We start from the raw sequence: 22,613 nt of genomic DNA on the forward strand, positions 1-22,613 counted from the left end.
ATCAGCGATCAGCCGCGCGATTAGCTGGACTTCTCCCCAGCTCCAGGCAACGCCGCAACTTCGTCCTTGAGCACGTCGGCTTCGCTTTCGGCGTCCGGACCGTATCCGTACAGGTAGGAATACTCCGAGTAAAGCTCTCCCGACGAAACGGCATTGACCACTGCGCCGAGTATGCGAACGGGCAGACGGTTCATCAACTTGAGCTTGGCCTTGGCCACCCGACGATCGGTATGGCCAGTACGCATCACGAGCATCAGGTTGCGCGTCGCAACGCTCAACGCGTAGGCATCCACACCGGCCGCTAGTGGTGCACTGTCGATGATTATCACGTCGAACCTGGAGCGAACCATGTTCAGCAGCGCCGGAAGACGAGCCGACGTGAGCAGTTCCGGCCCACGATGTCTGCGCGTTCCCGAAGCGATGAGCGTGAGCGCGCCATGCACGGGCACCTCACGCATCACGTGCGCCGCGTCCACTTCGCCGGCGAGATAGTCCAGCAATCCGGGACGCCGCTCGATTCCAAAGATCGAGTGCAGCTTGCCGCGTCTGATGTCGCCGTCGATGAGCAGTGTCTTGAAGCCCGCCTCCGCGAACGACAAAGCGAGGTTCGATGATATCATCGACTTGCCGTCACCCACGCCCGGACTCGAGACCGTCACCATCACGGGCGGCGAGTCGAACATGTGATGAAGGTTCATTCGCAAGCCACGGAACGCCTCTACGCTCTGCAGCACCGCATCCGGATCGTTGTCCCCCTCGCCCGGCTTCGGAACGGTCGGGATCGCGCCCATCATGTCGAGCCCGAGCTCGTCCGCGATCTGCTCAGGATAGCGGAAACGATGGTCGATCATATCGAACAGAAGCGCGATGATGATGCCGAGGCCCGCTGCCGCCAGGAATCCACCGCCGACCAGCATCGCCTTGACGTTGCGCTGCGCACTCGCGGCGGGGAGTGCCGGGTCGAGGATCGACACGTCTGGCACGGTACTCTCCGCACCCAGTCGTGCGGTCTCGTAGCGATTTTCGACGTTGTTGTACAGCGCTTCCGCTGTCGTCTGATCGCGCCGAAGGCGCTGCTCCTCCGTAGTGCGCGCTGGAATTCCCTCGAGCGCCGAGGAGTCGGCACGTACATCGGCCCCAATGCGTTTTTCCTGATCGCGCAGCAGATCCACCTGCGTCTGCATGAGATCGGGAATCGTCTGTGTCCGAAGAGTGTGCACCGCTGCCGCCATGTTCTTCACGGCGGGGAACGAATCCGTGTAGGACTGTCTCAATCCGCGAAGTTGCGTTTCCTTCTCGACTAGATCCTTGAGTGCCGAGGTGAGCATGGGAGCTCCGGCAATCGCGGGCACGGCGGCGAGAACGTCGGGTGAGAAATTCCCCTGCCGGGCGGACGGGATCAGGCTCTCGAGTGACTGGAGGCTGCGCTGAACGGTTTGGAGGTCGGTCTGACTCTTGAAGTATTGCGACGTCAGTGCGTCGGGCGGCGGGGCTATTCCGAGTGTCGATGCACTCGCGGAGACCGACGCTTCCGTGGGCTTGGTAATCGCGCGGGAACGGAATGCCTGAAGCGCATTCTCGGCGCTCCTCAGATTGTCCTGCGCCGAGCTGCGTTGTGCATCGAGGATGTCGGCTTGAGTCGCGAGACTGCGGGTGCGAAGCTCTGCGGCAGTTACGAGGAACTGCTGCATCCAGACGTTGAGGAGGTCGGCGGTCTGCCACTTGTCCGCGCCCGTGAGCGTGAGCGTCAGGAAGTTGCTGTTCTCCTGCATGGCGACGTCCAGCCGCTGGATCAGCGCGACGCCAACCGACCGTGGCTGAACCACGGTGAAGTGTACCGACTGATTTCCCTGCAGCGATGCGACTGTGGGGACCCAGGCGAAGCCGACGGATTTGCCGACCGAGTCGCCCAGCCTGCCGTGCTCGAAGATTCCTCGCTGGGCCTCGGCGAGCGAATACGTACCCTTGGTCGAATCGGACCACAATGTGTAGTCGCCCGGTACGGTGCGCTGTCCCGGCTGGATTCCAGCCAGAGCAACCGAATCGCGCCAGGTCTTTCCCTTGACCCAGAGACGTTGGTGGGCAACCACCTTGTCGACGACTGCGAAGCTGCGGATCAGCTGGACCCAGGAGCCGTTGGGCAGGAGCTCGGGCGGCCGGTAGGCGCCGCCGTTGTTGGTACCGACGTCAGCGATCCACAGGGCTCCGCGAGCCTCGAAAACGGGTTCTATGAAGCGGGTTGCGATTACTCCGGCGGTGGTGCCAAGTGCCGCGAGAATTATGATGAGCCAGCGGAAACGTTTGATTGCCGCCCAGTAGCGACGGAGTTTTGCGCCCCCTCCACCGGCCTCTTCGTCCTCAGCGATCGGCTGGGGGGTGAGATCGAGTGGAGCTATGTCGGTCGTACCCGGAAGGGCTGGTGCCGCATCCCGGAAAGAGCCCGCGGGCACAATTGAGTTTTTCATGTCCAGTGCCGAAAGATAGAGGTAGTTACGTGGCCGGAACAGCGTTGCGGCAACGCAACGGTACACGGACCTGGATACAGTATCGGCAGCGGGGCTTTCGCTATTAGAGACGAAATATCCCTTGTGCCGCCCAGCCGGAGAGACATATTTGCAGGTGCGCACAGTTTGTAGCATTCATGCAACACCGAGCCCTTTCTACTGCGTCTCCCCAAGCACATGCGTTTCCCCGGGTCGGGTTTGATGTCTGAGTCTCTCAATGGTCAGCGGCGTGCCGATACGGACGCGGTCGCTACCAGCGCGCGAGCGGAGCTCAGACTCCTCGTTGTCGAATGCGACGATTCGCTCCGTGAAGGCTGCGTCGCCGTCCTGCGGGGCGAGGGATATACCGTTACCGGCAGCTCGCGCGGCGACGAAGCGCTTCGGATGCTCCAGAAGCGGAAGTACGACATCGTACTCGTGAATTTGTTCATGAGTGGCGTTTCCGGGATGAAGATTCTGGAGGCGGCCCGGGATGCCCACAGTGACTCGCTGGTCATCCTCATGACCGGCAACCCGAGTGTCGAGACGAATATCCGGGCCCTTCAAGCCGGGGCCTGGGAATATCTGGCGATGCCGTTCACGGCCGAGCAACTGCAGCTTGTCGTAGGCCGTGCTGCACACCGCGTGCTAGAAGGTCGCGGCGCACCCGTTGCGGCCGCGGATGTGGTCGCCGACGCCCCCGATGACGGCATGGCATCGCTGATCGGAATCTCGCCGGCGTTCTGTCGGGCCGTGGAGCTCGCACGGAAGGTTGCCAAGACCAATGCATCGGTCATGATCAGCGGCGAGAGCGGCACCGGCAAGGAAGGAATAGCTCAGCTGATTCACAAGCAGAGCCGCCGTGCCGGCAAGAGGTTCGTCGCGATAAACTGCGCCGCACTCCCCGCCCAGCTGCTCGAATCCGAGATGTTCGGCCACAAGAAGGGCTCATTCACCGGCGCCGATCGAGACAAGCCAGGGTTGCTGGAGGTCGCTCACAACGGCTCTCTTTTTCTGGACGAACTGACCGAAATGCCTCTGGCCCTGCAGGCCAAGCTGCTCCGCGTCATCCAGGACGGAGTGGTGCGCCGGGTCGGTAGCGAGCAGGAAGACGCCACCGTCGACGTGCGCTTCATATCGGCGACCAACCGGGACCCCAACGAGGCGGTTCGGACGCACATTCTGCGAGACGACCTGTTCTATCGTCTGAGGGTGGTACCGCTGCACCTTCCGCCCCTCAGGGAGAGACTGGAAGACGTGCCGCTTCTGGCCAACCACTTCCTGGCTCAGTACTGGCGCAGGCACCGTATTTCCGATGGCGTTTGCCCATCGCTGTCGCCGTCGGCCATCGACCTGCTCACTTCACTGGCGTGGCCGGGCAACGTTCGCGAGCTGCAGAACCTGATGGAGCATCTGGCCGTGCTGGCGGACGCAGGGTCGACGATTCAGGCCGACGACCTTCCGGCGCGAGGGGACGTCGCTGCTGTCAATAACGGCACACGCAGCTGGCCCGCGCATCTGATGTCCAAGGCCTACCACCCGGCCAAGGAAGCGGTTCTCGCGCACTTCGAGAAGGAATATCTTTCCTTGCTGGTTGCGCGCGCCGAGCGCAACATGTCGAAGGCCGCAAGACTTGCGGGGATCGACAGAACGACGTTGTACCGGCTTCTGGACAAGCATTCGATCGATGCCGGCTCCAGACCGATGCCGGCGGTGGCGATCGACACCGCCGATGTCCCGCCAGACCCGGCACGGCTGGCAGACTAACCCGCTGGTAGCTGTAATTCCCCACGAAATGGGGAACACATCTCTGGCCGGCATTCCCGCGAAAGCGGGAACACATGTGCCGCCGTCATTCCCGCCGTAGGGCGCAGATGCATCCGCGCCTCGGGAATCCACGTTGACGGTCTTCACTTCGCTGTGTGACCGCGCTGGAACAGACGTTGCAAGCATCTCTGTTCTTGTATCAGCCAAGACAGGTTCACATAGTGCTCGGGTTCAATTGCAGCGACTGATTTTCCACTTTGCGCGCGGGCACATTCTGACGATGACATGCTCGCAGCTTTAAGGAACGCGACGACAGAGGTCTGGGACCACAGAGACCTTCTCGAGCAGTTGGCACTCCGCGACATCAAGCTTCGCTACAAACAGGCCGCGATGGGCTTCATGTGGGCGGTGTTCATGCCATGCCTGATCGTCCTCTCCGGACTCATCATCAGGTATGCGATGGCGCGGATCGCAGGACAGACGCTCGTACGCACAGACATTGCAAACATCGCTGTCAAGGGTGTCGGATGGGCATTCTTCGTTGGCGCGCTTGGCTTTGCCACGTCGAGCCTCATCGGCAACGCAAATCTCGTAACCAAGATCTATTTCCCGCGCGAAGTTTTGCCACTCTCCGCTGTGATCGCGCAGAGCTTCGACACCGGCATCGGCTTGGTGACGCTCTGCGTCATTCTTCCATTTCTCGGCGTTACGCTGCACCCCAGCATGCTGTGGGTGCCGATATTACTCGCGCTGCTAGTGTTGTTCACCACGGCGGCATCACTTTTCTTGAGCTGCGCGAATCTATTCTTTCGTGATGTCAAATACATCGTGCAGATCGTGCTGATGTTCGGAATATTCTTCACACCTGTGTTCTTCGAACCGTTCATGCTTGGCGCGCGCGGCGCTCATCTTGCGATGCTCAATCCACTGACGGGGATACTGGAAGGATTGCGGCTGAGCATTGTCTCCGGTCACAACCTGGTGCACCCGTTATCAACGCTCGTGCACGGCGCTGTGACGCCGGTCTGGGAACCGTGGGAACTCGCCTACTCCGCGGTGTGGGCAGGTGCTGGGACCGTCGGCGCGACCGTAATGTTCCGGCGGCTTCAGCCGTTGTTCGCCGAGTATATCTAAGACCTGATGACAGATACATCGGTCGAAATCGACGCAATCTGGAAGAAGTTTCGTAAAGGCGAGCGTCAGGACAGCCTGCGCGACCTCATTCCCGCCGCGGTCAAACGCATGCTGCGCGGACCCGATCCATCAAGGGAGCTGCGCAGCGACGACTTCTGGGCGCTGCAGGACATTTCCTTCTCGGTGGAGCGTGGCGCGGCGCTCGGCATCATCGGCCATAACGGCGCAGGGAAGTCGACACTACTCAAGATTCTTACCAGGCTGCTGACTCCAACCCGCGGGACGTACGTCACGCATGGGCGTATCGGCGCACTCATCGAAGTCACGGCGGGATTTCACCAGGACCTCACCGGACGCGAGAATATTTTTCTGAACGGTGCGATCATTGGCCTGCGCAAGGCAGATATAGCCAGGCGCTTCGATGCGATTGTTGAATTCTCGGGCATCGGAGAGTTCATTGACACACCTGTTAAGCGCTACAGCTCCGGAATGAACGCGCGCCTCGGCTTTTCCATTGCGGCGCATCTGGATCCGGAGATCCTGATTGTCGACGAGGTGCTTTCGGTGGGAGACTTTACGTTCCAGGGGAAGTGCGTAAAGTGGATGCAGGACACACTCAAGAAGGGAACGACGGTCGTTTTCGTATCGCACAACATGGATGCAGTGCTTTCGCTGTGCAACACGGCTGTACTGCTGAACCACGGAAGGATGGTTGCGCATGGGAACACCCCGGACGTCATCTCCGCATACTATGGTAGCGGGGGCGGCTACTTCACCGGCCGACGCGATGACGTTCGCGCGCACACTGCGGCGTTTGCTTCTAGTCACGACGAGACCGGAGTAGTCAAACCTGGAGAGCGCGTGGTTTACGCGCACAAGTTCACTGCGGATCGCGATTGCGCTCTGTCACCTGGTTTGCAGATTCGACGGGACAGGCGCGTAGTGATGCAGAGCACGTACGGCAGAATGCACGGCGCACCGATGCGTTTGTCTGCTGGCGAAACAGTGACCATTGAGTGGGCCCTCTCAATGAACTTTCCGGCTGGCGCCTACCAAGTCAGTCACTATTTGGAAGACGCAGAGGGTGGCTATCATGACTATTCCGACGGTGCACGGACGGTGATAGTTGCGGATGATCCGCGCGTTGTTGGGGGATATTACGTCGATCTCGAAGTGGCACAGAGTGTCACGATGACCGGCAACAGCACCGACAAACCTGTGCTTGCCACTGTCACGCGCTCCGGAAGCGAATCGGGATGTTGACACCGCGTGCTTTCGCCGCTCGGATGATTCGTAATGCGCTGGGCGGAATACTTGAGCGAATTGCCCATTTCCAGTGCAGACGGCGTGAGACACCGGGAACTGACGGAGCCAGGCTCAACAGCCGTTGAAGCCATGCAGTTCGTCCGTTATCCCAGGCATCCTGGAGGTCGGATGCCCAGCGCTGCCTGTACACTTCGGATAACTCTGCAACGAGCGCATCATCGCCCCGCAACCGTACGTCTTCCAGCGCGCGCTGTCGGAATATGTACGTAGCATACCACTGGTCCTCCGGATTGGCGCTAATCTGCCGGGAGTGGCAGCGATAGGCTGCAGTAACCGCGCGACTTGCTACGAAACGGTGCCGGAGCGCCAATCGAAGCCAGACATCGAAATCGACTGCGCGGCGGTGCGATTCGTCGAAGCCGCCTATTGCGAGTAACGCTTCCCTGCGAACGACACTCGTGATCATCGGAATCACAGTGCTGCGAAATGCCCGCCGCGCCACGTCGGCCGGCGGTCCCTCCGGTACGTCACCGTACCAGATCCCGGATCGCGCGCCGATGAATCGAACGCCCGCGCTCGCGACTGTTGCATCGGGATACGCATCGAGTAGCGGCAGGACGGTGGCAAGGTGATTCTCTTCCCAGTAATCGTCGGAGTCGAGCCACGCTATTACATCGCCAGCTGCTGCGCGAATTCCAATGTTGCGTGCGGCGGCATTACCTGCGTTGGCCTGCATGCGGATGACCCGCGCTCCCGCCCGCTCTGCTATCTCTGCAGATCCATCGATGGATCCGTCGTCCACGACCAGGAGTTCGCATGGCGGCACGGTCTGCGCCAACACAGACGCAATCGCTTCACCAATCGTTTCAGCTCGATTGTAGCAGGGGATGACAGCACTTACAGAGGTCACGAACAGGAGCGTTGGAACGGGAAGAAAGGCTTCACGTCCGCTTGACACTATTCGCGAAGCGGCCGCGTGCCATGCTCGCCCGTTTCAAGGATCGTACCCAAACCGCGGGCGCAGTATGGATGCGGTCTGCACGATACTGTATTGCAGTAGTGACGCGCTCTTGCCAGACCCAGGGTGGGCGGCCCATGAACAATCGCCCGTCCGGATGCGGCACGAGGCGCGCCTTGGTAGCACCAACGCCTTCGTAAAAGCGGCGTAGGTATTGTATGGTCTGGCGTTCGGGCGGGATGTAGTGTTGAACGCGGGCATCAGCCACCCAGCGGCCTGGCAATCGTCGGCTTAGCAAGGAACGGATGAGGATTTCTTCTTCTCCGCCCAACATTGCATTGCCAACGCGGCCGAGGCTCGGGTCGAATGGGAGGTCGTGCAAAACACTCGCTCGAAATGCCATGTTCGCACCGAACGGAACGATATCTGCTGTCAGCGGCACGTCGCCGCAATTGTAGTTCCTCACCGCATACGCCATTTCCACTTCGTGGAACGCGGCTTTGAGCCACCGTGGTGTCGGCTCTTGAAACCACGGCTCAATTGGGCCGCCAAATACTACCGCGTTCGGGTAAAGCGCAAACGCGGAAGCGTACGCGACGAGCCAGTTCTGGCCTACGAGCACATCGTCATCGGTCCATATGATGTAGTCGCCACATGCCGCTGCGACTGCGGCGTTACGCGCGTTGCTCAGCCCCGGGATCTGCTCCCAGATGGGTCGAATGGGAAGTCTGGCCGCGAAATCACGCGTCACGCTATCGGTGTCATCGTCGCTGTTATTGTTGACGACGATTACCTCCCAGGAGCTTCCGGGTGGTATCCAAAGCGTCGTCATGCGCTCCAGCGTCTGCCGCAGCAGGCCAGCGCGATTCCACGTACAGATAGCGACAGTCAGGTGCACAGTAGTGCGCCAATGTTCAAGTGTTGCCCAGAGTCACGGCGAACATGGACATTAAGAAACGCAATCGGCCGCATGTTGTGTGCTTAGCAGCAAGCCGCCTGCCACGATTGCTTCGCAGGCCGTGGCCCGAGCGGCACCCGATATGCCACCCACGCCGCGAACGACTATCGCGAAGACATTTGATTTCTCTGTTCCGGCGTTTTGCATGATGTCAGTGGATAAAACACCTTTGGTCTCAGTTATCGTTCCAGCATTCAATTCCGAACAGTACATAGGAGATGCGTTGACATCGCTCACGCGGCAATCGATCTCCAGTATTGAAATCATCGTGGTCGATGACAAGTCAACTGACGATACGGCACGTATCGCAGAGGAGCAGGCCGCTGGCGACACCCGCATTCGAGTGATTCGGAGAGAATCGGCATCTGGTCGCCCCGCATGCGCCCGTAACGACGGCTTGCGAGTTGCACGCGGCAAATACATCGCCCTTCTCGATGCAGACGACATTGCCACACCTGATCGACTGGACTCATCAGTCCAGGCGATGCGCAGGACCGGTGCGCGGCTGGCATTCGCCGACTATCGAAAGGTGTTTCAGGACACTGGTGAAGCGGAACCGAGTGACTTTCTGGAAGCGGTCAACTTTCGTGATCGGGCGGCCGGTTATCTCACGCCGATAAGTGACGACGTCTTCCTCTGCGAACCGTCGTTCCCGGCATTTCTCTTCACATGCATCGCGGTTAACACACCGACGATCGTATTCGAGCGGGGGTTGCTCGATGAAGAACCGATTTGGTTTGATGAATCGATAGTCTGCTTTGAGGATGTAGATCTGTGGTTCCGGCTTGCAGCCCGAACACAGTTCGTCTTTGTCAATGACACGCACGCGTTGAATCGCAGGCACTCCGACAGTCTCACTGCCAGCAATCCTCTTCATACGAAACTTGACGGCATTGCGGTCAGAAAGGATCACCTCAAGAGACTTCGCTCGACAATGTCCCACGGCGAAATCATGGCGGCGAAGCAAACGATTGCTGACTTACTGTGGGACGTGTCGTACGGCAACTGGTGCAACGGCGATCTACGGCGCGCGCGGTCCGGTTTTCTCAATAGCTGGCTCACCAAACCAACAATGCGCGCCGCGATTGGCTACTGCAAGGCATTCATCCCGAGGACGTTGGCCCTGGCGGTCGTCAGAGGTTCTGAGTCGATGATCACGTCCGGGGAACTCCCCCACGATGAGGAAATATGTGCCTGAGCTCGCCAGCGGAGCATTGCCGGCGCCTCCAATCACCGCGCAAGTGTTCTGAGCGCGTCATGGCGCTACGTTAGCCGCCCCGAAGATCGTGCCACGCTGTACGACACGACGACCTATCCTGATGCCAGGATGCTCGATCATTGTGTATGCGAGCCACGGAAGTGCGACAACGAGCGCGGCAAAGACGCTCCACCGGACGTACGCCGGCGACGAGGACAAGACAATGAACGAGAACCAAAGCGCCGGAATATGCAACAGGTATACCCCGTAGCTGTATTTTGCGATTACGCCGGAGAGTGCCGTTAGCCTAGACGCAGGCATCTCGCGGACGGCTGGGATGAGTAATGCTACAGCGAGACAGAGAAGCCACCCACGTGCGGGCGCGCGCTGAACATCGGAGATAAACTCCGGATAGATGGCGAGTAGAGACCCGATCGCAATCGGCCACACCCATGATTCAATGCGCGCTGTAGTGATTGCACACAAACGGTACGCCATTATGCCTGCTACGAAGCATGGCGCATACGCAAGCACGTTGAGTCGCCATGCGACCGGGAATCTTGGCTGTCCGTATATCTGCGCCAACCCGACTAACACACCGGTGACCCACAATACTGTTAGACCTCGTGCGGAAGTGCGGCGAACAACAACGTAGAGGAGCGGCAGGAGGAGATACATCTGCATCTCAAGCGGTAGCGACCAGAATGGCCCGAGTACCGACCCTACCCCGACCAGATTTTGTGTGAGCGCAATGTTCGCTAAGAGCTGAAACGGCGTTGCCGCGTGAAACACTCTTTGAGGCATCACGGGCACCGCGATTATCGCCACAAGGAGCACCGTGGCGATGGAGAGCGGATAGATGCGCCACGCACGCCGCACGTAGAACGCCTTCACCCAGTCTGATCGCTCACCCTGCCGTTCTAACGACCCCATGAGCACAAGGGAGGTGTGCACAAAGAACAAGAGCACACCGTCGTGTCCCAATTCGTACGGCGTAATGACCCCGAAACGCCAGTGCCGGAGTACGGCGATGTGGGAGACTAACACGCAGAGCACCGCAATCGCACGGAGCACATCCAGATTCCGCTCAGGTAGTTTTGTCATCGATCCCCGTTTTATAGCTAACCGCGCCTGTGACAGTTAGAAAGCACTACGCACGGTTCGCCTAATAGCAGCAATGCGGTTCGGGAACAGCGCCAGCAGAATGGCTGAATAAACGACCGCGCCAACTCCGGCCTGGATGAACAACCTTAGCAGCGCTGGATGCGCTGGCGAGATCAGGCGACCCGTTGCGAACACGACGACAGCCATACCTATGGTGGCAATGGTTGCGCCGCGAAGCGCACGCCAGTACTTCCCCCAACTCGTCACAACTTTGCAGGCGACGTACAGCAGCGGGATGCACGACAGAGGATACAACACTACCCACGCACCCGCTATCCCCGCGGTACCGGCATAGCGCGATCCAGCAAGAAATGCGATTGGAAATATGATCGCTGAAACAACGCCATGGTACATGAGGAAGCGCGTCTTCCCGCGCACAAGTAACGCACTCGGGATTACGGGCATTACGGAGCGGAGCGCCGTATAGATCGCGAGAAGTTGCAGCGGAACGATCGCGCCGGCCCACTTTTCTCCGAAGACGCCATGGATCAGATCTTTACTGACCAAACCGATCCCAATTGCGATGGGAAACGCGAGAATTGCGATCCCCTCGGTAATTGAGAGCACGTGGCGCTCCAGTGCCGCATCATCGTCTTGCACCGACGCGAATACGGTTGGAGTCACATTCGAAACAAGACTGGTGAGCTTCTCAACCGGAAGATTCGTCAGCGTCCACGCGAAGTCATAGGCACCGAGCGCCGCTTGCCCGAGAACACGTCCAGCCACGAGGAAGTCAGCGTTCGAGTAAATGAACCAGGATATGCGGCCAACCAGCACTTGCCGGCTGAACGTTATGGCACGCTCGATTGCCGCGAGGTGCGGAATCGCAAACCGCCGTGGCGACTTCACAATCGTGAATGCCATCGCAACAGCTACGCCGCACACTTCGCTCAAAACGAGCGCCCAATAGTGGAATCCTGCCATTGCGAGAGCGACTGCCAGGCCTGCCCCGAAAACGGCGCGCGTCGCGTCGATTGTCGCCAACGTGCGAAACCGAAAGTCACGTTGCAGGATGGCGTTCGGAACGGACTTGCACGCACCAAGAATGAAGGAGATACTGAGAGTGAGAACGACTGGAACCAACGCTGGCGAATGGAAGAACGCCGCGAGAGGGCGGGCCGCCGCGAAAGACAGTCCGAAGATCGAGATCCCGACGAGCACTGAAACCGTGTTTAGTTGCGCGATCGCGTCATCCGTGAGATCGCGGAGAGTTATGATCGCGGATCCAATTCCGAACTCCGATACGAGCGCGACGAGCCCGAGGTATAGCGCCGCCATTCCAACAAGACCATAGTCGTTCGGCGTAAGCAATCGAGCCACAACGATAGTAGATCCCCAGCTAACGGCCTGTGTGAGCCACTTTGACGCAGCGCTCCAAGCAATCCCGTGCATGAGCGCCCTGTCGGACGCACCCACAGCCTGCGGGTTCGCCACAACTGCCTGCCTCACGTCGTCCCCGGCCGGCTGGCGCACGAAATCGGACCCCAGGCCCGAACCATCGCTGTCGAAATTCACTTCGAATCCCGATCTGTGGAGTCACCACCGGACGCACAACGCACGCGATCAAACGCCGCGAAACTCGCGAGGGTACTCAACCGCAATCTTGTCGAGCGGGAGGAAAGGCGGCATACACCCTGCGGAGACATGTAACGCGTCAACTATTACGCCTCACCGTGCTGAACGTCGACCATATATCCCTCCGGCCTGGCGCCAGATGCCGTCCGGTAGACGTCGCAGTAGCGCGACGCCATTGCTGTGGGCGAAAATTTGCGCAAAGCGTTCGTACGCGCCGCCTCTGCAATTGCCAGTCGTGCCGGTTCGTCTTGAAGAAGTCGGGTGAGTGCGGCAGCGAGTGCATGTGAATCATCTGGTGACACCATAAGGCCCGTTCTGCCGTCGGTGATTATCTCTGGTATCCCGCCGACGGCGCTAGCGACTACGGCTGCACCGCACACCTGGCCTTCCACGACGACCAATCCGAACCCTTCCCGACGGCTCGGAACACTGAGCACTCGGCTACGCAAATACAGTGGCGCCAGCTCCGCGCGCGATTTCCATCCTACGAAACTTACCGAACGATGGATCCCGAGTTCGTCAACCATACGAGCCAGTTTTGGTGCGTCCGGCCCATCCCCGGCAATAACTACGCGTAGCGGCGAGACGCTCTTCGCCACACATGCGATGGCCTGGATTAACACATCGGCACCCTTGTGAGGAGCGAGATAGCCGACGAAGAGCACGTCAATATCACGGGAACCAGCAGTGGCGTGTAACGCTTCCGCGAGTATGTCTTCCGGTACCGCGTTATGCACCGTGTATGTGAACGGCGCGCTATCAGGAAATAGTGCGATCACATCCCGCCTGAGAGCGTCTGAAACGGCGGTGACTGCGCGACAGCTTTTAAGAAGCAATGCGGTCGCTTCGCGCGCCCGTGGCTCTGCCATGTTCACAACTACGTCGCTTCCGTGGAACGTCAGAAGACACTGCAGCCCCGATTGAACGCAAATCCGATGGACCATGACGTACTCAGGAAGCGCATAGTGAAAATGCGCCACTTTGAGTCCAAATCTCCTGACCAACCTTACAACAACCGACTTCGCTAAAAGCCCGCGCAATTGCGCCGCAAACCTGCGCGACCGACTCTGCGAACTTGACATCGGACGCAAGCAAACGGAAACGATCAGTTCTCCCTTCCTCCCACGGCGTGAATGGGGGAGCCAGCCGTCCGGGGCCAGTTGAAAAACGGCAACCGTCACGCCTAGATCACACAACGCGTGCGCTATCCCTTCGACCACAAGACCTACCCCGTTACCGCCGTACCACGGCGTTACAAGAAGTACCGGTGGGCACGATTGGGAATCCTGACTGACTATATCCGGCGACATGCTGGCCGCCCTGCCATCCGACGCGCTGGAAACGTGCGGCGTTACGTTAAGGTGGCGGCGCAGCGGCCGAAATAGTGAGTCCATAGAAATAGTAGTATCGGTTCACTGGTAGCCCAGCGCACGCCTAGACGACGTGCCAAAGTTACTTCCATGCCGCGAACTGGGTTAAAAAAAGTCCCTCCGCCAGAAGTTGCGCGACGACTTTGTTCCCGCAGAAGCACGATTGGAATCAACCGTGAAATCGTGTTTTCATCAACAAAGCAATTGACGGAACGAGTATATTGACCTGCTGTGGACGTGCCGTGCACTGCCTCCGCATCGCAAGACATCCGCACCGACGATGCTATTAGAGCTGAAGCAAATCGCCCGACGCCAGTTGGAGTACATGACCCTGCCGCGAGCCGCCAAGGCAGAACGGCGTCATGACGCTCGCGGCCTCTCGGGCAGGGACCCGGGAATTGAAGCGGTCGAGACAGCCGTGCTGGGCTGGCTCGGGGACGCACAGGACTTCTCAGCATCTCGTGACGGCGGCGCAGCAAGGGATTTCAATCTCATAAAGGGCTGGGCCCCGTCGTACCCGGAAACGTCTGGTTACATCGTTCCAACACTGATCGATTCCGGCCTCAGGCGCAATGATCCGGTACTGATCGATCGGGCGAGGCGAATGATTGACTGGCTGGTCGGCATTCAGTTCGCCGAGGGCGGCTTCCAGGGCGGCACGATTGGAGCCGAGCCGCGCGTGCCGGTCACCTTCAATACAGGGCAAATCTTGATGGGGCTGGCAGCAGCCAGCATCCAGTTCGGCGACCGGTACGTGGAGCCGATGCACCGAGCGGCTGGCTGGCTCGTAGATACGATGGACCCCGACGGTTGCTGGCGCAGATTTCCCACGCCGTTCGCCGCGCCCGGCGAGAAGGCGTACGAAACGCACGTCGCGTGGGGATTGATCGAGGCCGCACGGGCAAGCGAGGGAGCCGGCCGTTCACGCGAGTACGCTGAGGCAGCGCTGCGCAACGCCCGCTGGGCCATCACAAAACAGCTCCCGAATGGTTGGTTTGAAAGTTGCTGTCTCTCGAACCCCGATGCGCCTCTTACACATACGATTGGGTATGTCCTGCGCGGGATGACGGAGATCTTCCTGTACACTCGGGAGTCTGACGTCCTGGCGTCGGCATTACTCACCGCCGACGCACTCAGCAGTCGCGTGCGAAGCGACGGATTTCTCGCCGGCCGGCTCGACCGCGCGTGGAACGGGGCCGTGGATTGGGTCTGCGTCACCGGTAGTGCGCAGATCGCCCATTCGCTGCTGCTCCTTTTCAAGGAGACCGGAAACCCGCGTTACCGCGATGCCGCCTTTGCGTTGCTCCGCTATGCACGCCGCACGGTTCACCTCGACGGTCCTTCCGGAGTGAGGGGCGGTGTCAAGGGATCATTCCCGGTCGATGGCGGATACGGGACTTACGAGTTCCTGAACTGGGGAGCGAAGTTCCTGATCGATGCGGACCACGCCGAGCGGCTCGTCAGGAGCGCATGAGCTTCAGCGTCATTGTCGACCCATCGGACAGCGACCTTGCGGACGTCGAGGTCGGCGCCCCGACCAATCCCTTCTGCTGCACGAGCTACGTTGCCGCGAGGCGCGCCCGGGGCGCGGCTGTCGTACTGTTCTCCACGTCTAATGCAGGGACGAAACCCGCCGCTGCAATCGGATACATGCGCGGACACGCGCTCAGTCGCACGCTCGAGATTACGTCCGCCCCGGAAGTAGCGCCGGATTGCAATTTCTGGGATGGGGTTCTCGAGTTCTGCAAGCAACATCGCATCGCGGAAGTCGGGATCGACAGTTACGGATCCGCCTGTGTCGCGCTGCCGGCATGGAGTGCACAATCGACGCTCCGCGATCGTACCGAATGGCTGCTGCAGCTCGCGGATGTCGGATCTCACGACCTGGCGTCGAACCATCGTCGCAACATCAACAAGGCACGAAAGCTCGGCGTCATCGCAACGCATACAACGGATCTATCCGCGACTGATGCGCACCTCAGTCTGATGCATGCCTCGATGCAGCGACGGTCCGCGCGCGGGGAATCGGTGCCCGTGCTGGCCGCGCATGATGCGGGCGACGATCGGGCGCTGCTGGCTTCCGGAGCGGCGCGACTCTACCAAGCCTCGTATGGCGGCAACGTGGTATCGTCACTCATGGTGCTGGTGTGCGCGGGTGGCGCGTACTATCAATCGGCGGGTACTTCACCAGAAGGGATGGAAATCGGCGCATCCACATTCCTCATATCCCAGGTCATCCGCGCTCTGGCAGAAGAGGGAAAGACGGTTTTCAATCTCGGCGGCGCCGGCCCGGAGAGCGAAGGGCTCAGACGATTCAAGGCAGGATTCGGAGCTCAGCCGGTGGCGCTTGCCGCGGGGGTTTATCAGATTGCGTCGCCGATGCACGAAAGGCTGAGGACCGCAATCAGACTGATACGCCGACCCAACAGCCTCCGGACATCCATCGGGCGACGGTTGGCAGCGATGCTCATGGCTCTTACGGCTGGGAATCTTTCCTGACCGACTCACCACGACGCTCGACAAGAGCGCGGGCAAGCGCGGAAACGTAGCGCCTAACGACCCCGATCGTCGACGTGACCGCCGCCTGGCCCGTCATGTACGGATCAGCGATCTCATGCGGGCGATAGACACCGGACGGAGTCATCCCGCCGAACAACATCACCTTCCCTCGTGACTCCGGAAAGCTCGCGACGATGTTCGCGAAGTTGAACTCGTCCATTGCAAATATCACGTCGTTGGCCGCAATGAGCTGCGCGGTGAGCAGAGTCGCGCGATGCTCGTCGAGATCCACGCCCATCTCGCGTGCCGCATGCCTCACGCGTGGATCGGCCGCCTTGCCGTTGTGTGCGTGAGTACCGGCAGAGGATACGACAATGTCGGTTATTCCGGCGGCAGCCAGATCGTCGCGCAGGAACTGCGCTGCCGACGCACTCCGCATGATGTTGCCATGACAGACGAAGATCACCGATCTGACTACGGGCGGAAGCGACACCTCGCGCTCGATGCCAGCGAGACGTGCCAGGCGACGACGTACGTAAACGCCACGCCTGTCTCCCGGAAGTGTTCGCGCGGACTTTGCGATGGAAAGCGCCTGCCCTGGTACGACTGCGCGTATTGCTCCCTTGATGATCTCGCGCGTCCATCCGGAAATGACACGCGTGTATTCCTGAACCGCCGGCGCCGGATCGCGCCAGGACCACATCGCCGATCGCGTACCGAACCGAAAATCGGCAAAAAGCTGTCGCGTCGCAGCGGATACAGGGATGCGCTCGGCGTCGTCCGCAAATGCATGCGCAAATCGCTTGAGCGAACCCGCAGTCCAGCGAACACGCAGACCGGAGCGATACGACGATGGTACGGTGGGCCCGATCCCCTGGGATAGCTGCCACGCATACAGCGGGAAATCCATACCAGCCGCGACCGCAAGCGGGAGCGATCCCCAGAAACGGCCATTCACTTCCATCAACGCCGTTTCGCCCGTCGCACGATCGTGGCGGTATTCGACCATCGCAACGCCGTCCCACTCCAGCGCCTTGAGAAGGCGAACGGAATGGTCGAGCAGCAATGGATCGACAGGCTCCGCCTCCGCAACAACCGCAACGCCGCCAGATGGTGGACATTCGGCCAGTCGCCGGTGCTGGAACGACGCGATGACCTCACCACGGGACATGAGAAGCTCGATCCCCACCCCCTGCCCTCCATGGTAGCTCTGGAACACGAGTCCTTCACCGAAGCGCGGCTGGTCGGCAAACGCGGCGCGCAGCTCCGCGGCGCTGGTGAACGTGCGCGTCTTGAAGTTGTGGACCGTCGTCCGACTCTTGTCGCCAGGCTTCGCGATGATGGGAAAGCGCATCTGCGGGAGAGCGTCCTCCAACTCGGCTGCACTGCCGATACTCATCGAGATGGGGACGGGCACGCCGCACTGCGCTGCAACGGCCAGCGTGGCGGCTTTGTCGAGCACACGCTGGACGATGTTCGGCGACGGGCAGCCGACCGAACACAATGCTGACAGAGAGTCGTACGCAGCACAGACGATGCACAACGACGAGTCGCTGGTCGGCACGACCCACGTCGCGTGCTCGGCCTCGACCAGCATGCGAAGGAGCTGCGCGGAATCGTCGACGCTCCCTCCCAGCTGCACGACGCCCGCGATGGCCCTGGACGTAACGTGCAGACTCTGGCCAGCCTGGACAGCGACGATCGATCGCACGCCGTGCCGGTGGAGCGATCGCGCGATGGTGACTACCTTGCGCGGCTCCTCGCCGACGATGACAGCCGTCGGTGCATGCGTCTCGGTGCCGGTACGGGCGTCGCGTGGCGGAACGGCCTTGCGAGCGTCGTGACTACTCACAATTATCGAGTGACGCGAGCGACACGTGACGCGTCAGAATGGTGTGCCGAAAGAGGAAGCATACATAGGGTCGAAATGTATCGTGGGAGCCAGCATGGCGCTCCCGGAATGACGGGCCCGATCCGTCGCTGGTCGTTGAGTCCGAAGATGCTGCTCGCTGTGCTAGCCGAATCACAGCAGCAGGTCATCAAGGCGCGTGCGCGCAGGTTGCGGTCGCAACTGTTCAACCGGATATACGCCTACGACGCGACTCAACTGACGGCAGAGTTGCGACGCCTGGGAATTGGCGAAGGCGACGCGATCATGATGCAGTCATCGTTCGACAACCTCAACGGCTTTGTCGGAGAAGCCGCCGACGTGATCGACTGCGTGCTCGACATCATCGGTCCGGCGGGGCATCTCTTCATGGTGTCGATGCCGTATGCCGGTGCCGCGCGGGACTACCTCCGCGATGCACAACCGTTCGACGTACGGCGAACGCCGTCGCACATGGGATTTCTCTCGGAGCTGTTTCGGCGCCGGAAGGGAGTCGTCCGCAGCGCCAATCCGATGCACCCGGTCCTGGCATGGGGGCCGCGCGCCGAATGGATTGTCGAAGGTCACGAGAACCTGACGTACTCCTGCGGCGAGAACTCGCCCTTCGAGAAGATGCTCGAGCTCGACACCAGCGCATTTCTGTTCGACGTCGATCTGGACGTACTGACGTTCGCGCATTATCTGGAGCATGTCTTCAGAGACAGCGCTCCGGCTCGCGTGTACTCGGACGAGCCAGTCGAAACGGAGATAATCGATCGAATCGGAACGCGCCGCCGGGTCGCAGTGCATCCCTTTGCGCCCGAAGCGATGAAGTTGCGGAATTTCGGTGTGTTGTACGATGAGCTGCTTGCCCGGAACCGCGTGCACGAATCGCGAATTGGCAATACCGACTTGCGCCTGGTGAAACTCCGAGATGTACTGGCGTGTTGCAGCGACCTGGTGGCGCACGGCGGCCACATCTTCGCGCAGCCGGGCGAAGCGACGCACATCAAGCCGCGACGCGCGGGTAGAATCCGAAGTCTCTTTCGGCGACGCTGACAACTGCGTCACGGCCGTCGCTGACATTTCGATTGGTGCGGTTCATAACCGGCTGATCAGCTCGTCACGGATGAGCCAACAACCACGCGCGCAAATCCTCTCGCCGTATCGCGACGCTCCCACGTGGTGCTGAACTCGGTCTCCCATCGCGAGAGTATCGCCTGTTCCGGCGGCCTGTTTGCATCATCCAGCAGGACCTTGCACTCGGAAGCGAGCTTGCCTGCGAGGAGCGGCAGTACTCCGTAGCGTCCGCCTCGCGTATCGGAGGGCGGACCATCACACACGACTAGCGAAATGTCATCCGGCAGCGCGTCGGGCACGCTGTACCAGTCGAACTCGCCGTAGTTCCGTAGTGGCGCGTAGTGAACCGTATTGTCCGCGAGGCCGAACGCTGCGCATGTCGCTGAAACACGCTGCTGCCACTCGGCGTTGTGCTCCAGGGAATGCAGCTGTGCACCGGTTTGCCGAGCGATCGCAGCGAGCAGGATCGTGGACAGGCCGCTCCCGCATTCGAGTATGGTGCCCCTCGCCACCTCGGCTTCCGATATCAGCCGCGACAGATAATCCTCGTCGGCGGCCCACGTTTCGTTGCCCCAGCCGTACTCGGCGTCGGTAAGCGCGAACATTGGCAAGCGCGCGCCCAGGGGCCGTTTCATGAACCGTCGAATCGCCTTGCCGAAGATGCGCTCGCGGTCGGGCTTGGAGCGGTTGAGCTGGCGCCTGCGGAGTCTGGTGAGAAGTGAATCCATCATGTGCTTCCGAAGATCGTAAGTAACCGTGGGCCATAAGGCCTGGCATCCCGGTTCGTTGCAAGAGGGAGGCTACCACGGCCGCAATGCGTGACTTCTTGCTTTCGGCTGCATCTGAATTGTGGACGATGCAGTTATAACGAACGATCGTTCCAAAAGATTATAACGACAAACGCTTGTAGTGGCCCCGCTAATGCACTTCCACGCCCCGGAAGGACGCGGCATTCTGCCGCTCGAAATTCTTTTGGGAGGAAGCACGATGATCGCTATCAGAAAGTTTGCCGCGGCTGGAATTATCGCCGCGAGCGTTGGAGTTGTTCCTGGAGTCATTCTGGCACAGGGGACGGTGGTGCGACGCGATACAGTGGTCACCGTTCATAAGGACACAGTCGTGCATATCAAGGAGGACACGTCGGTCGTGACGACGACCGTGAGATCCACCACGGCGAGTCCCGCTGGTGACGCGTCGGTAGGTGTCACGCTATCCCGCATGCCCAACTACAAGATCATGACAGAGCTGCTCACCGAGGCTCATCTCATGCCGTCGCTACGCGGCGCGGCGCCGATGACGCTCTTCGCACCGACCGATGATGCATGGGCAAAGTTGTCGCCCAGCGACATGGCGGCGCTCAAGGCGGATACGACGCGGCTCCGGAATCTGCTGCTCAACATGATGGTGAGCGGCAAGATCGATACTCGTGAGATTCTCAAGCTCAAGACCGCGACCAACATGCACGGCTCGCGCATTCGCTTCACGTACGCGAATGGTATGCCCAAGGTCAACGATCAGCCGATCGTACAGCCCGGTGTCATGGCGTCCAACGGATTCATTTACGGGATCTCGGGCGTCATCGGAATGAGCGGAGACCAGTAGACTAGAGCGTAGCGATCCGGGATCGCGACGAAAACAAAGCGACCGTGAATGCATTGCGCATTCACGGTCGCTTTGCTGTAGCTGTCCCGCGTATCTCTCTACGACTCTCCCTGAGCCTTGCTGAATCCGTCCTTCCCATCGAAGCGCTGCAACTTCTCCACATGTACCCATCGGTACGTGGACGAGACGCGTTGCAGAAGATCGAATATCTGAGCGTCGGTCGCGTCTGTCTCTACGGGGCCGGACGGTACGAAACGGCACTGGAACGCGTCGACGAGTGATGTGCCGTGGCCTGTATCAGGCCACACGGCGGTGCCGCGATTCGAGATCACCTTGAGCGCCAGCCCGGTTGGCCCGGCGAGACGCGTCAGCGCATCACCGATCTGCCTGGGATGCTCCAGTGATTCGATGAACACGTCGACGCCGACGACGCTGCGAGTTCTGACGGTCACGTGACCGACTTCGTTGCTGGCTGGCGGAACGTTGATGCGCTTGAACTCGCGCGGCTTGGCGAGCTTCGATGTCTTGCCGATGTTACCGATGATCGCGTCGGTGAATTCCGTTGTCGATGACGCGGCGCGCGCGCTTTCCATGTCTCCGGTGCGCACTCCGTCTTCGAGCGTGACGAGCACGGCATGCTCGATTTCGCTGGCGGCTTTTCCTTCTCCAACGTGACGCAACAACATCAGCGCGCTCAGAATCAACGCCGTCGGATTCGCGAGATTCCTGCCGGCGATGTCGGGCGCAGAACCATGCACTGCCTCGAACATTGCGACGTCGCTGCCGATGTTCGCGGACGGGGCGAAACCGAGCCCGCCCGTGAGACCCGACGTGAGATCGCTCAGGATGTCGCCGTTCATGTTCGTCGTCAGAATGATGTCGAACTGCTCGGGATGCATCGCGAGCTGATGGGCGCAGTTGTCGACGAGAATGTGACGCGCTTCGGTCGAGGGATATTCCTTCGATATGTCTTCGAAGGTGTGCTGCACCAGTCCTTCGGTGAACTTCATGATGTTCGCCTTGGTCGCACAGTGGATCTTGCGGCGCCCCTCGGCAACGGCGTACTCGAAGGCGAAGCGAGTGATCTTCTCGCAGCCGGGTCTCGTGATGAGCTTGAGGCACTGTGCGACGGCCGGTGTCTCCATGTGCTCGATACCGGCGTACAGATCCTCGACGTTCTCGCGAACGACGACGATGTCGATGTGGCGGCCGGCATATGGGGTCTTCACCCCTGGTAGCTCGCGGACCGGACGAACGTTCGCAAAGGTCTCGAAGAGCTTTCTGAGAGTGACGTTCGCGCTCTTGTTGCCGTAGCCGATTGGCGTCTCGAGCGGGCCCTTGAGGACGAGCCGGGTTCTTTCGATGGACTCTATGGTCTCGGCGGGGACACCGGACTCGACGCCGCGCTTGAACGCTTCGGCGCCCGCGACCTGGAAGTCAGCCTCCAGAGTGACACCGGCGGCTGCGATGATCTTGAGGGCGGAGGCGACGACTTCCGGACCGATTCCGTCGCCGGGAAGGACTGTGAGCTTGATAGCAGATGAAGACATGGGGACAAATCTATCGGCGCAGACCCCTTTCTTCACAACATCTGATTGATGCGTGACGTACCCGAAACGGATAGGTTTGGCGCGCAGCCTCAGGCGCGGATATATCCGCGCCTGCGGAATCCATCGTTGTTCCTATTAAAGC

17 protein-coding genes are annotated in these 22,613 nt (G+C 60.2%); 8 read left to right on the top strand and 9 right to left on the bottom strand.

Going from position 1 to position 22,613, the window contains the following annotated elements; translation table 11 throughout:
- Window positions 1-20 precede the first annotated feature (20 nt).
- The gene (locus V4529_05725; protein MES2357825.1) at window positions 21-2,465 is read right to left on the bottom strand and encodes a polysaccharide biosynthesis tyrosine autokinase; all 2,445 of its coding nucleotides are present in this window, start codon (window positions 2,463-2,465) and stop codon (window positions 21-23) included.
- Window positions 2,466-2,705: 240 nt separating this feature from the next.
- Here V4529_05725 and V4529_05730 point away from each other — a divergent pair, with 240 nt between their 5' ends.
- The 3 genes from V4529_05730 to V4529_05740 all read left to right on the top strand — a co-directional run bounded on the left by V4529_05730 (window position 2,706) and on the right by V4529_05740 (window position 6,647).
- Window positions 2,706-4,250 (top strand): sigma-54 dependent transcriptional regulator, encoded by a 1,545-nt coding sequence (locus tag V4529_05730; protein MES2357826.1) that lies wholly within the window; start codon window positions 2,706-2,708, stop codon window positions 4,248-4,250.
- Window positions 4,251-4,535: 285 nt separating this feature from the next.
- Window positions 4,536-5,384 (top strand): ABC transporter permease, encoded by an 849-nt coding sequence (locus V4529_05735; GenBank protein MES2357827.1) that lies wholly within the window; start codon window positions 4,536-4,538, stop codon window positions 5,382-5,384.
- Between the two features lie 6 nt (window positions 5,385-5,390).
- The gene (locus tag V4529_05740) at window positions 5,391-6,647 is read left to right on the top strand and encodes an ABC transporter ATP-binding protein (GenBank protein MES2357828.1); all 1,257 of its coding nucleotides are present in this window, start codon (window positions 5,391-5,393) and stop codon (window positions 6,645-6,647) included.
- On the opposite strand, the gene V4529_05745 is transcribed toward V4529_05740, so the two are convergent.
- Both V4529_05745 and V4529_05750 read right to left on the bottom strand, forming a co-directional pair.
- Entirely contained in the window at window positions 6,616-7,608 is a 993-nt protein-coding gene (locus tag V4529_05745; GenBank protein MES2357829.1) for a glycosyltransferase, read from the bottom strand. The genes V4529_05740 and V4529_05745 overlap by 32 nt on opposite strands.
- Entirely contained in the window at window positions 7,592-8,506 is a 915-nt protein-coding gene (locus tag V4529_05750; GenBank protein MES2357830.1) for a glycosyltransferase, read from the bottom strand. The genes V4529_05745 and V4529_05750 overlap by 17 nt, the downstream gene beginning before the upstream one ends.
- A gap of 142 nt (window positions 8,507-8,648) precedes the next feature.
- Between V4529_05750 and V4529_05755 the strand changes: the two genes are divergently transcribed.
- Complete coding sequence (locus V4529_05755) at window positions 8,649-9,764, top strand: glycosyltransferase family 2 protein (GenBank protein ID MES2357831.1); 1,116 nt, start codon at window positions 8,649-8,651, stop codon at window positions 9,762-9,764.
- Window positions 9,765-9,821: 57 nt separating this feature from the next.
- Here V4529_05755 and V4529_05760 read toward each other — a convergent pair whose 3' ends face one another.
- The 3 genes from V4529_05760 to V4529_05770 form a co-directional block, all read right to left on the bottom strand.
- Window positions 9,822-10,868, bottom strand: coding sequence for an acyltransferase (locus V4529_05760; GenBank protein ID MES2357832.1), 1,047 nt, complete (start codon window positions 10,866-10,868; stop codon window positions 9,822-9,824).
- Window positions 10,869-10,904: 36 nt separating this feature from the next.
- Window positions 10,905-12,443: a lipopolysaccharide biosynthesis protein gene (locus V4529_05765; protein ID MES2357833.1), complete on the bottom strand. Its 1,539-nt coding sequence runs from the start codon at window positions 12,441-12,443 to the stop codon at window positions 10,905-10,907.
- Window positions 12,444-12,589: 146 nt separating this feature from the next.
- Complete coding sequence (locus V4529_05770) at window positions 12,590-13,897, bottom strand: glycosyltransferase family 4 protein (GenBank protein MES2357834.1); 1,308 nt, start codon at window positions 13,895-13,897, stop codon at window positions 12,590-12,592.
- 301 nt (window positions 13,898-14,198) lie between these two features.
- On the opposite strand from V4529_05770, the gene V4529_05775 reads away from it, so the two are divergent.
- Together V4529_05775 and V4529_05780 are read left to right on the top strand one after the other, a co-directional pair.
- The gene (locus tag V4529_05775) at window positions 14,199-15,347 is read left to right on the top strand and encodes a hypothetical protein (protein ID MES2357835.1); all 1,149 of its coding nucleotides are present in this window, start codon (window positions 14,199-14,201) and stop codon (window positions 15,345-15,347) included.
- Window positions 15,344-16,372, top strand: coding sequence for a GNAT family N-acetyltransferase (locus V4529_05780; protein MES2357836.1), 1,029 nt, complete (start codon window positions 15,344-15,346; stop codon window positions 16,370-16,372). The genes V4529_05775 and V4529_05780 overlap by 4 nt, the downstream gene beginning before the upstream one ends.
- Here V4529_05780 and V4529_05785 read toward each other — a convergent pair.
- Window positions 16,350-18,224: an ATP-grasp domain-containing protein gene (locus tag V4529_05785; GenBank protein MES2357837.1), complete on the bottom strand. Its 1,875-nt coding sequence runs from the start codon at window positions 18,222-18,224 to the stop codon at window positions 16,350-16,352. The genes V4529_05780 and V4529_05785 overlap by 23 nt on opposite strands.
- A gap of 108 nt (window positions 18,225-18,332) precedes the next feature.
- On the opposite strand from V4529_05785, the gene V4529_05790 reads away from it, so the two are divergent.
- The gene (locus V4529_05790) at window positions 18,333-19,298 is read left to right on the top strand and encodes an AAC(3) family N-acetyltransferase (protein MES2357838.1); all 966 of its coding nucleotides are present in this window, start codon (window positions 18,333-18,335) and stop codon (window positions 19,296-19,298) included.
- Between the two features lie 56 nt (window positions 19,299-19,354).
- On the opposite strand, the gene V4529_05795 is transcribed toward V4529_05790, so the two are convergent.
- A complete protein-coding gene (locus V4529_05795; GenBank protein ID MES2357839.1) occupies window positions 19,355-20,047 on the bottom strand; it encodes a hypothetical protein in 693 nt (230 codons plus the stop codon).
- Window positions 20,048-20,306: 259 nt separating this feature from the next.
- Between V4529_05795 and V4529_05800 the strand changes: the two genes are divergently transcribed.
- A complete protein-coding gene (locus tag V4529_05800; GenBank protein MES2357840.1) occupies window positions 20,307-20,921 on the top strand; it encodes a fasciclin domain-containing protein in 615 nt (204 codons plus the stop codon).
- A gap of 98 nt (window positions 20,922-21,019) precedes the next feature.
- On the opposite strand, the gene V4529_05805 is transcribed toward V4529_05800, so the two are convergent.
- Window positions 21,020-22,471: an NADP-dependent isocitrate dehydrogenase gene (locus tag V4529_05805; GenBank protein MES2357841.1), complete on the bottom strand. Its 1,452-nt coding sequence runs from the start codon at window positions 22,469-22,471 to the stop codon at window positions 21,020-21,022.
- Between the last annotated feature and the right edge of the window lie 142 nt (window positions 22,472-22,613).

This window comes from Gemmatimonadota bacterium, assembly GCA_040388625.1.
In the GTDB taxonomy this organism is placed as follows: domain Bacteria; phylum Gemmatimonadota; class Gemmatimonadetes; order Gemmatimonadales; family Gemmatimonadaceae; genus Fen-1247.

Bases quoted from the DNA above. Each gene is read 5' to 3' on its own strand.
- V4529_05755 (MES2357831.1), top strand. From the start codon at position 8,649: ATGCCACCCACGCCGCGAACGACTATCGCGAAGACATTTGATTTCTCT.
- V4529_05795 (MES2357839.1), bottom strand. From the start codon at position 20,047: ATGGATTCACTTCTCACCAGACTCCGCAGGCGCCAGCTCAACCGCTCC.
- V4529_05775 (MES2357835.1), top strand. From the start codon at position 14,199: ATGACCCTGCCGCGAGCCGCCAAGGCAGAACGGCGTCATGACGCTCGC.
- V4529_05735 (MES2357827.1), top strand. From the start codon at position 4,536: ATGCTCGCAGCTTTAAGGAACGCGACGACAGAGGTCTGGGACCACAGA.
- V4529_05780 (MES2357836.1), top strand. From the start codon at position 15,344: ATGAGCTTCAGCGTCATTGTCGACCCATCGGACAGCGACCTTGCGGAC.
- V4529_05790 (MES2357838.1), top strand. From the start codon at position 18,333: ATGACGGGCCCGATCCGTCGCTGGTCGTTGAGTCCGAAGATGCTGCTC.
- V4529_05760 (MES2357832.1), bottom strand. From the start codon at position 10,868: ATGACAAAACTACCTGAGCGGAATCTGGATGTGCTCCGTGCGATTGCG.
- V4529_05725 (MES2357825.1), bottom strand. From the start codon at position 2,465: ATGAAAAACTCAATTGTGCCCGCGGGCTCTTTCCGGGATGCGGCACCA.
- V4529_05805 (MES2357841.1), bottom strand. From the start codon at position 22,471: ATGTCTTCATCTGCTATCAAGCTCACAGTCCTTCCCGGCGACGGAATC.
- V4529_05740 (MES2357828.1), top strand. From the start codon at position 5,391: ATGACAGATACATCGGTCGAAATCGACGCAATCTGGAAGAAGTTTCGT.
- V4529_05770 (MES2357834.1), bottom strand. From the start codon at position 13,897: ATGGACTCACTATTTCGGCCGCTGCGCCGCCACCTTAACGTAACGCCG.
- V4529_05800 (MES2357840.1), top strand. From the start codon at position 20,307: ATGATCGCTATCAGAAAGTTTGCCGCGGCTGGAATTATCGCCGCGAGC.
- V4529_05730 (MES2357826.1), top strand. From the start codon at position 2,706: ATGTCTGAGTCTCTCAATGGTCAGCGGCGTGCCGATACGGACGCGGTC.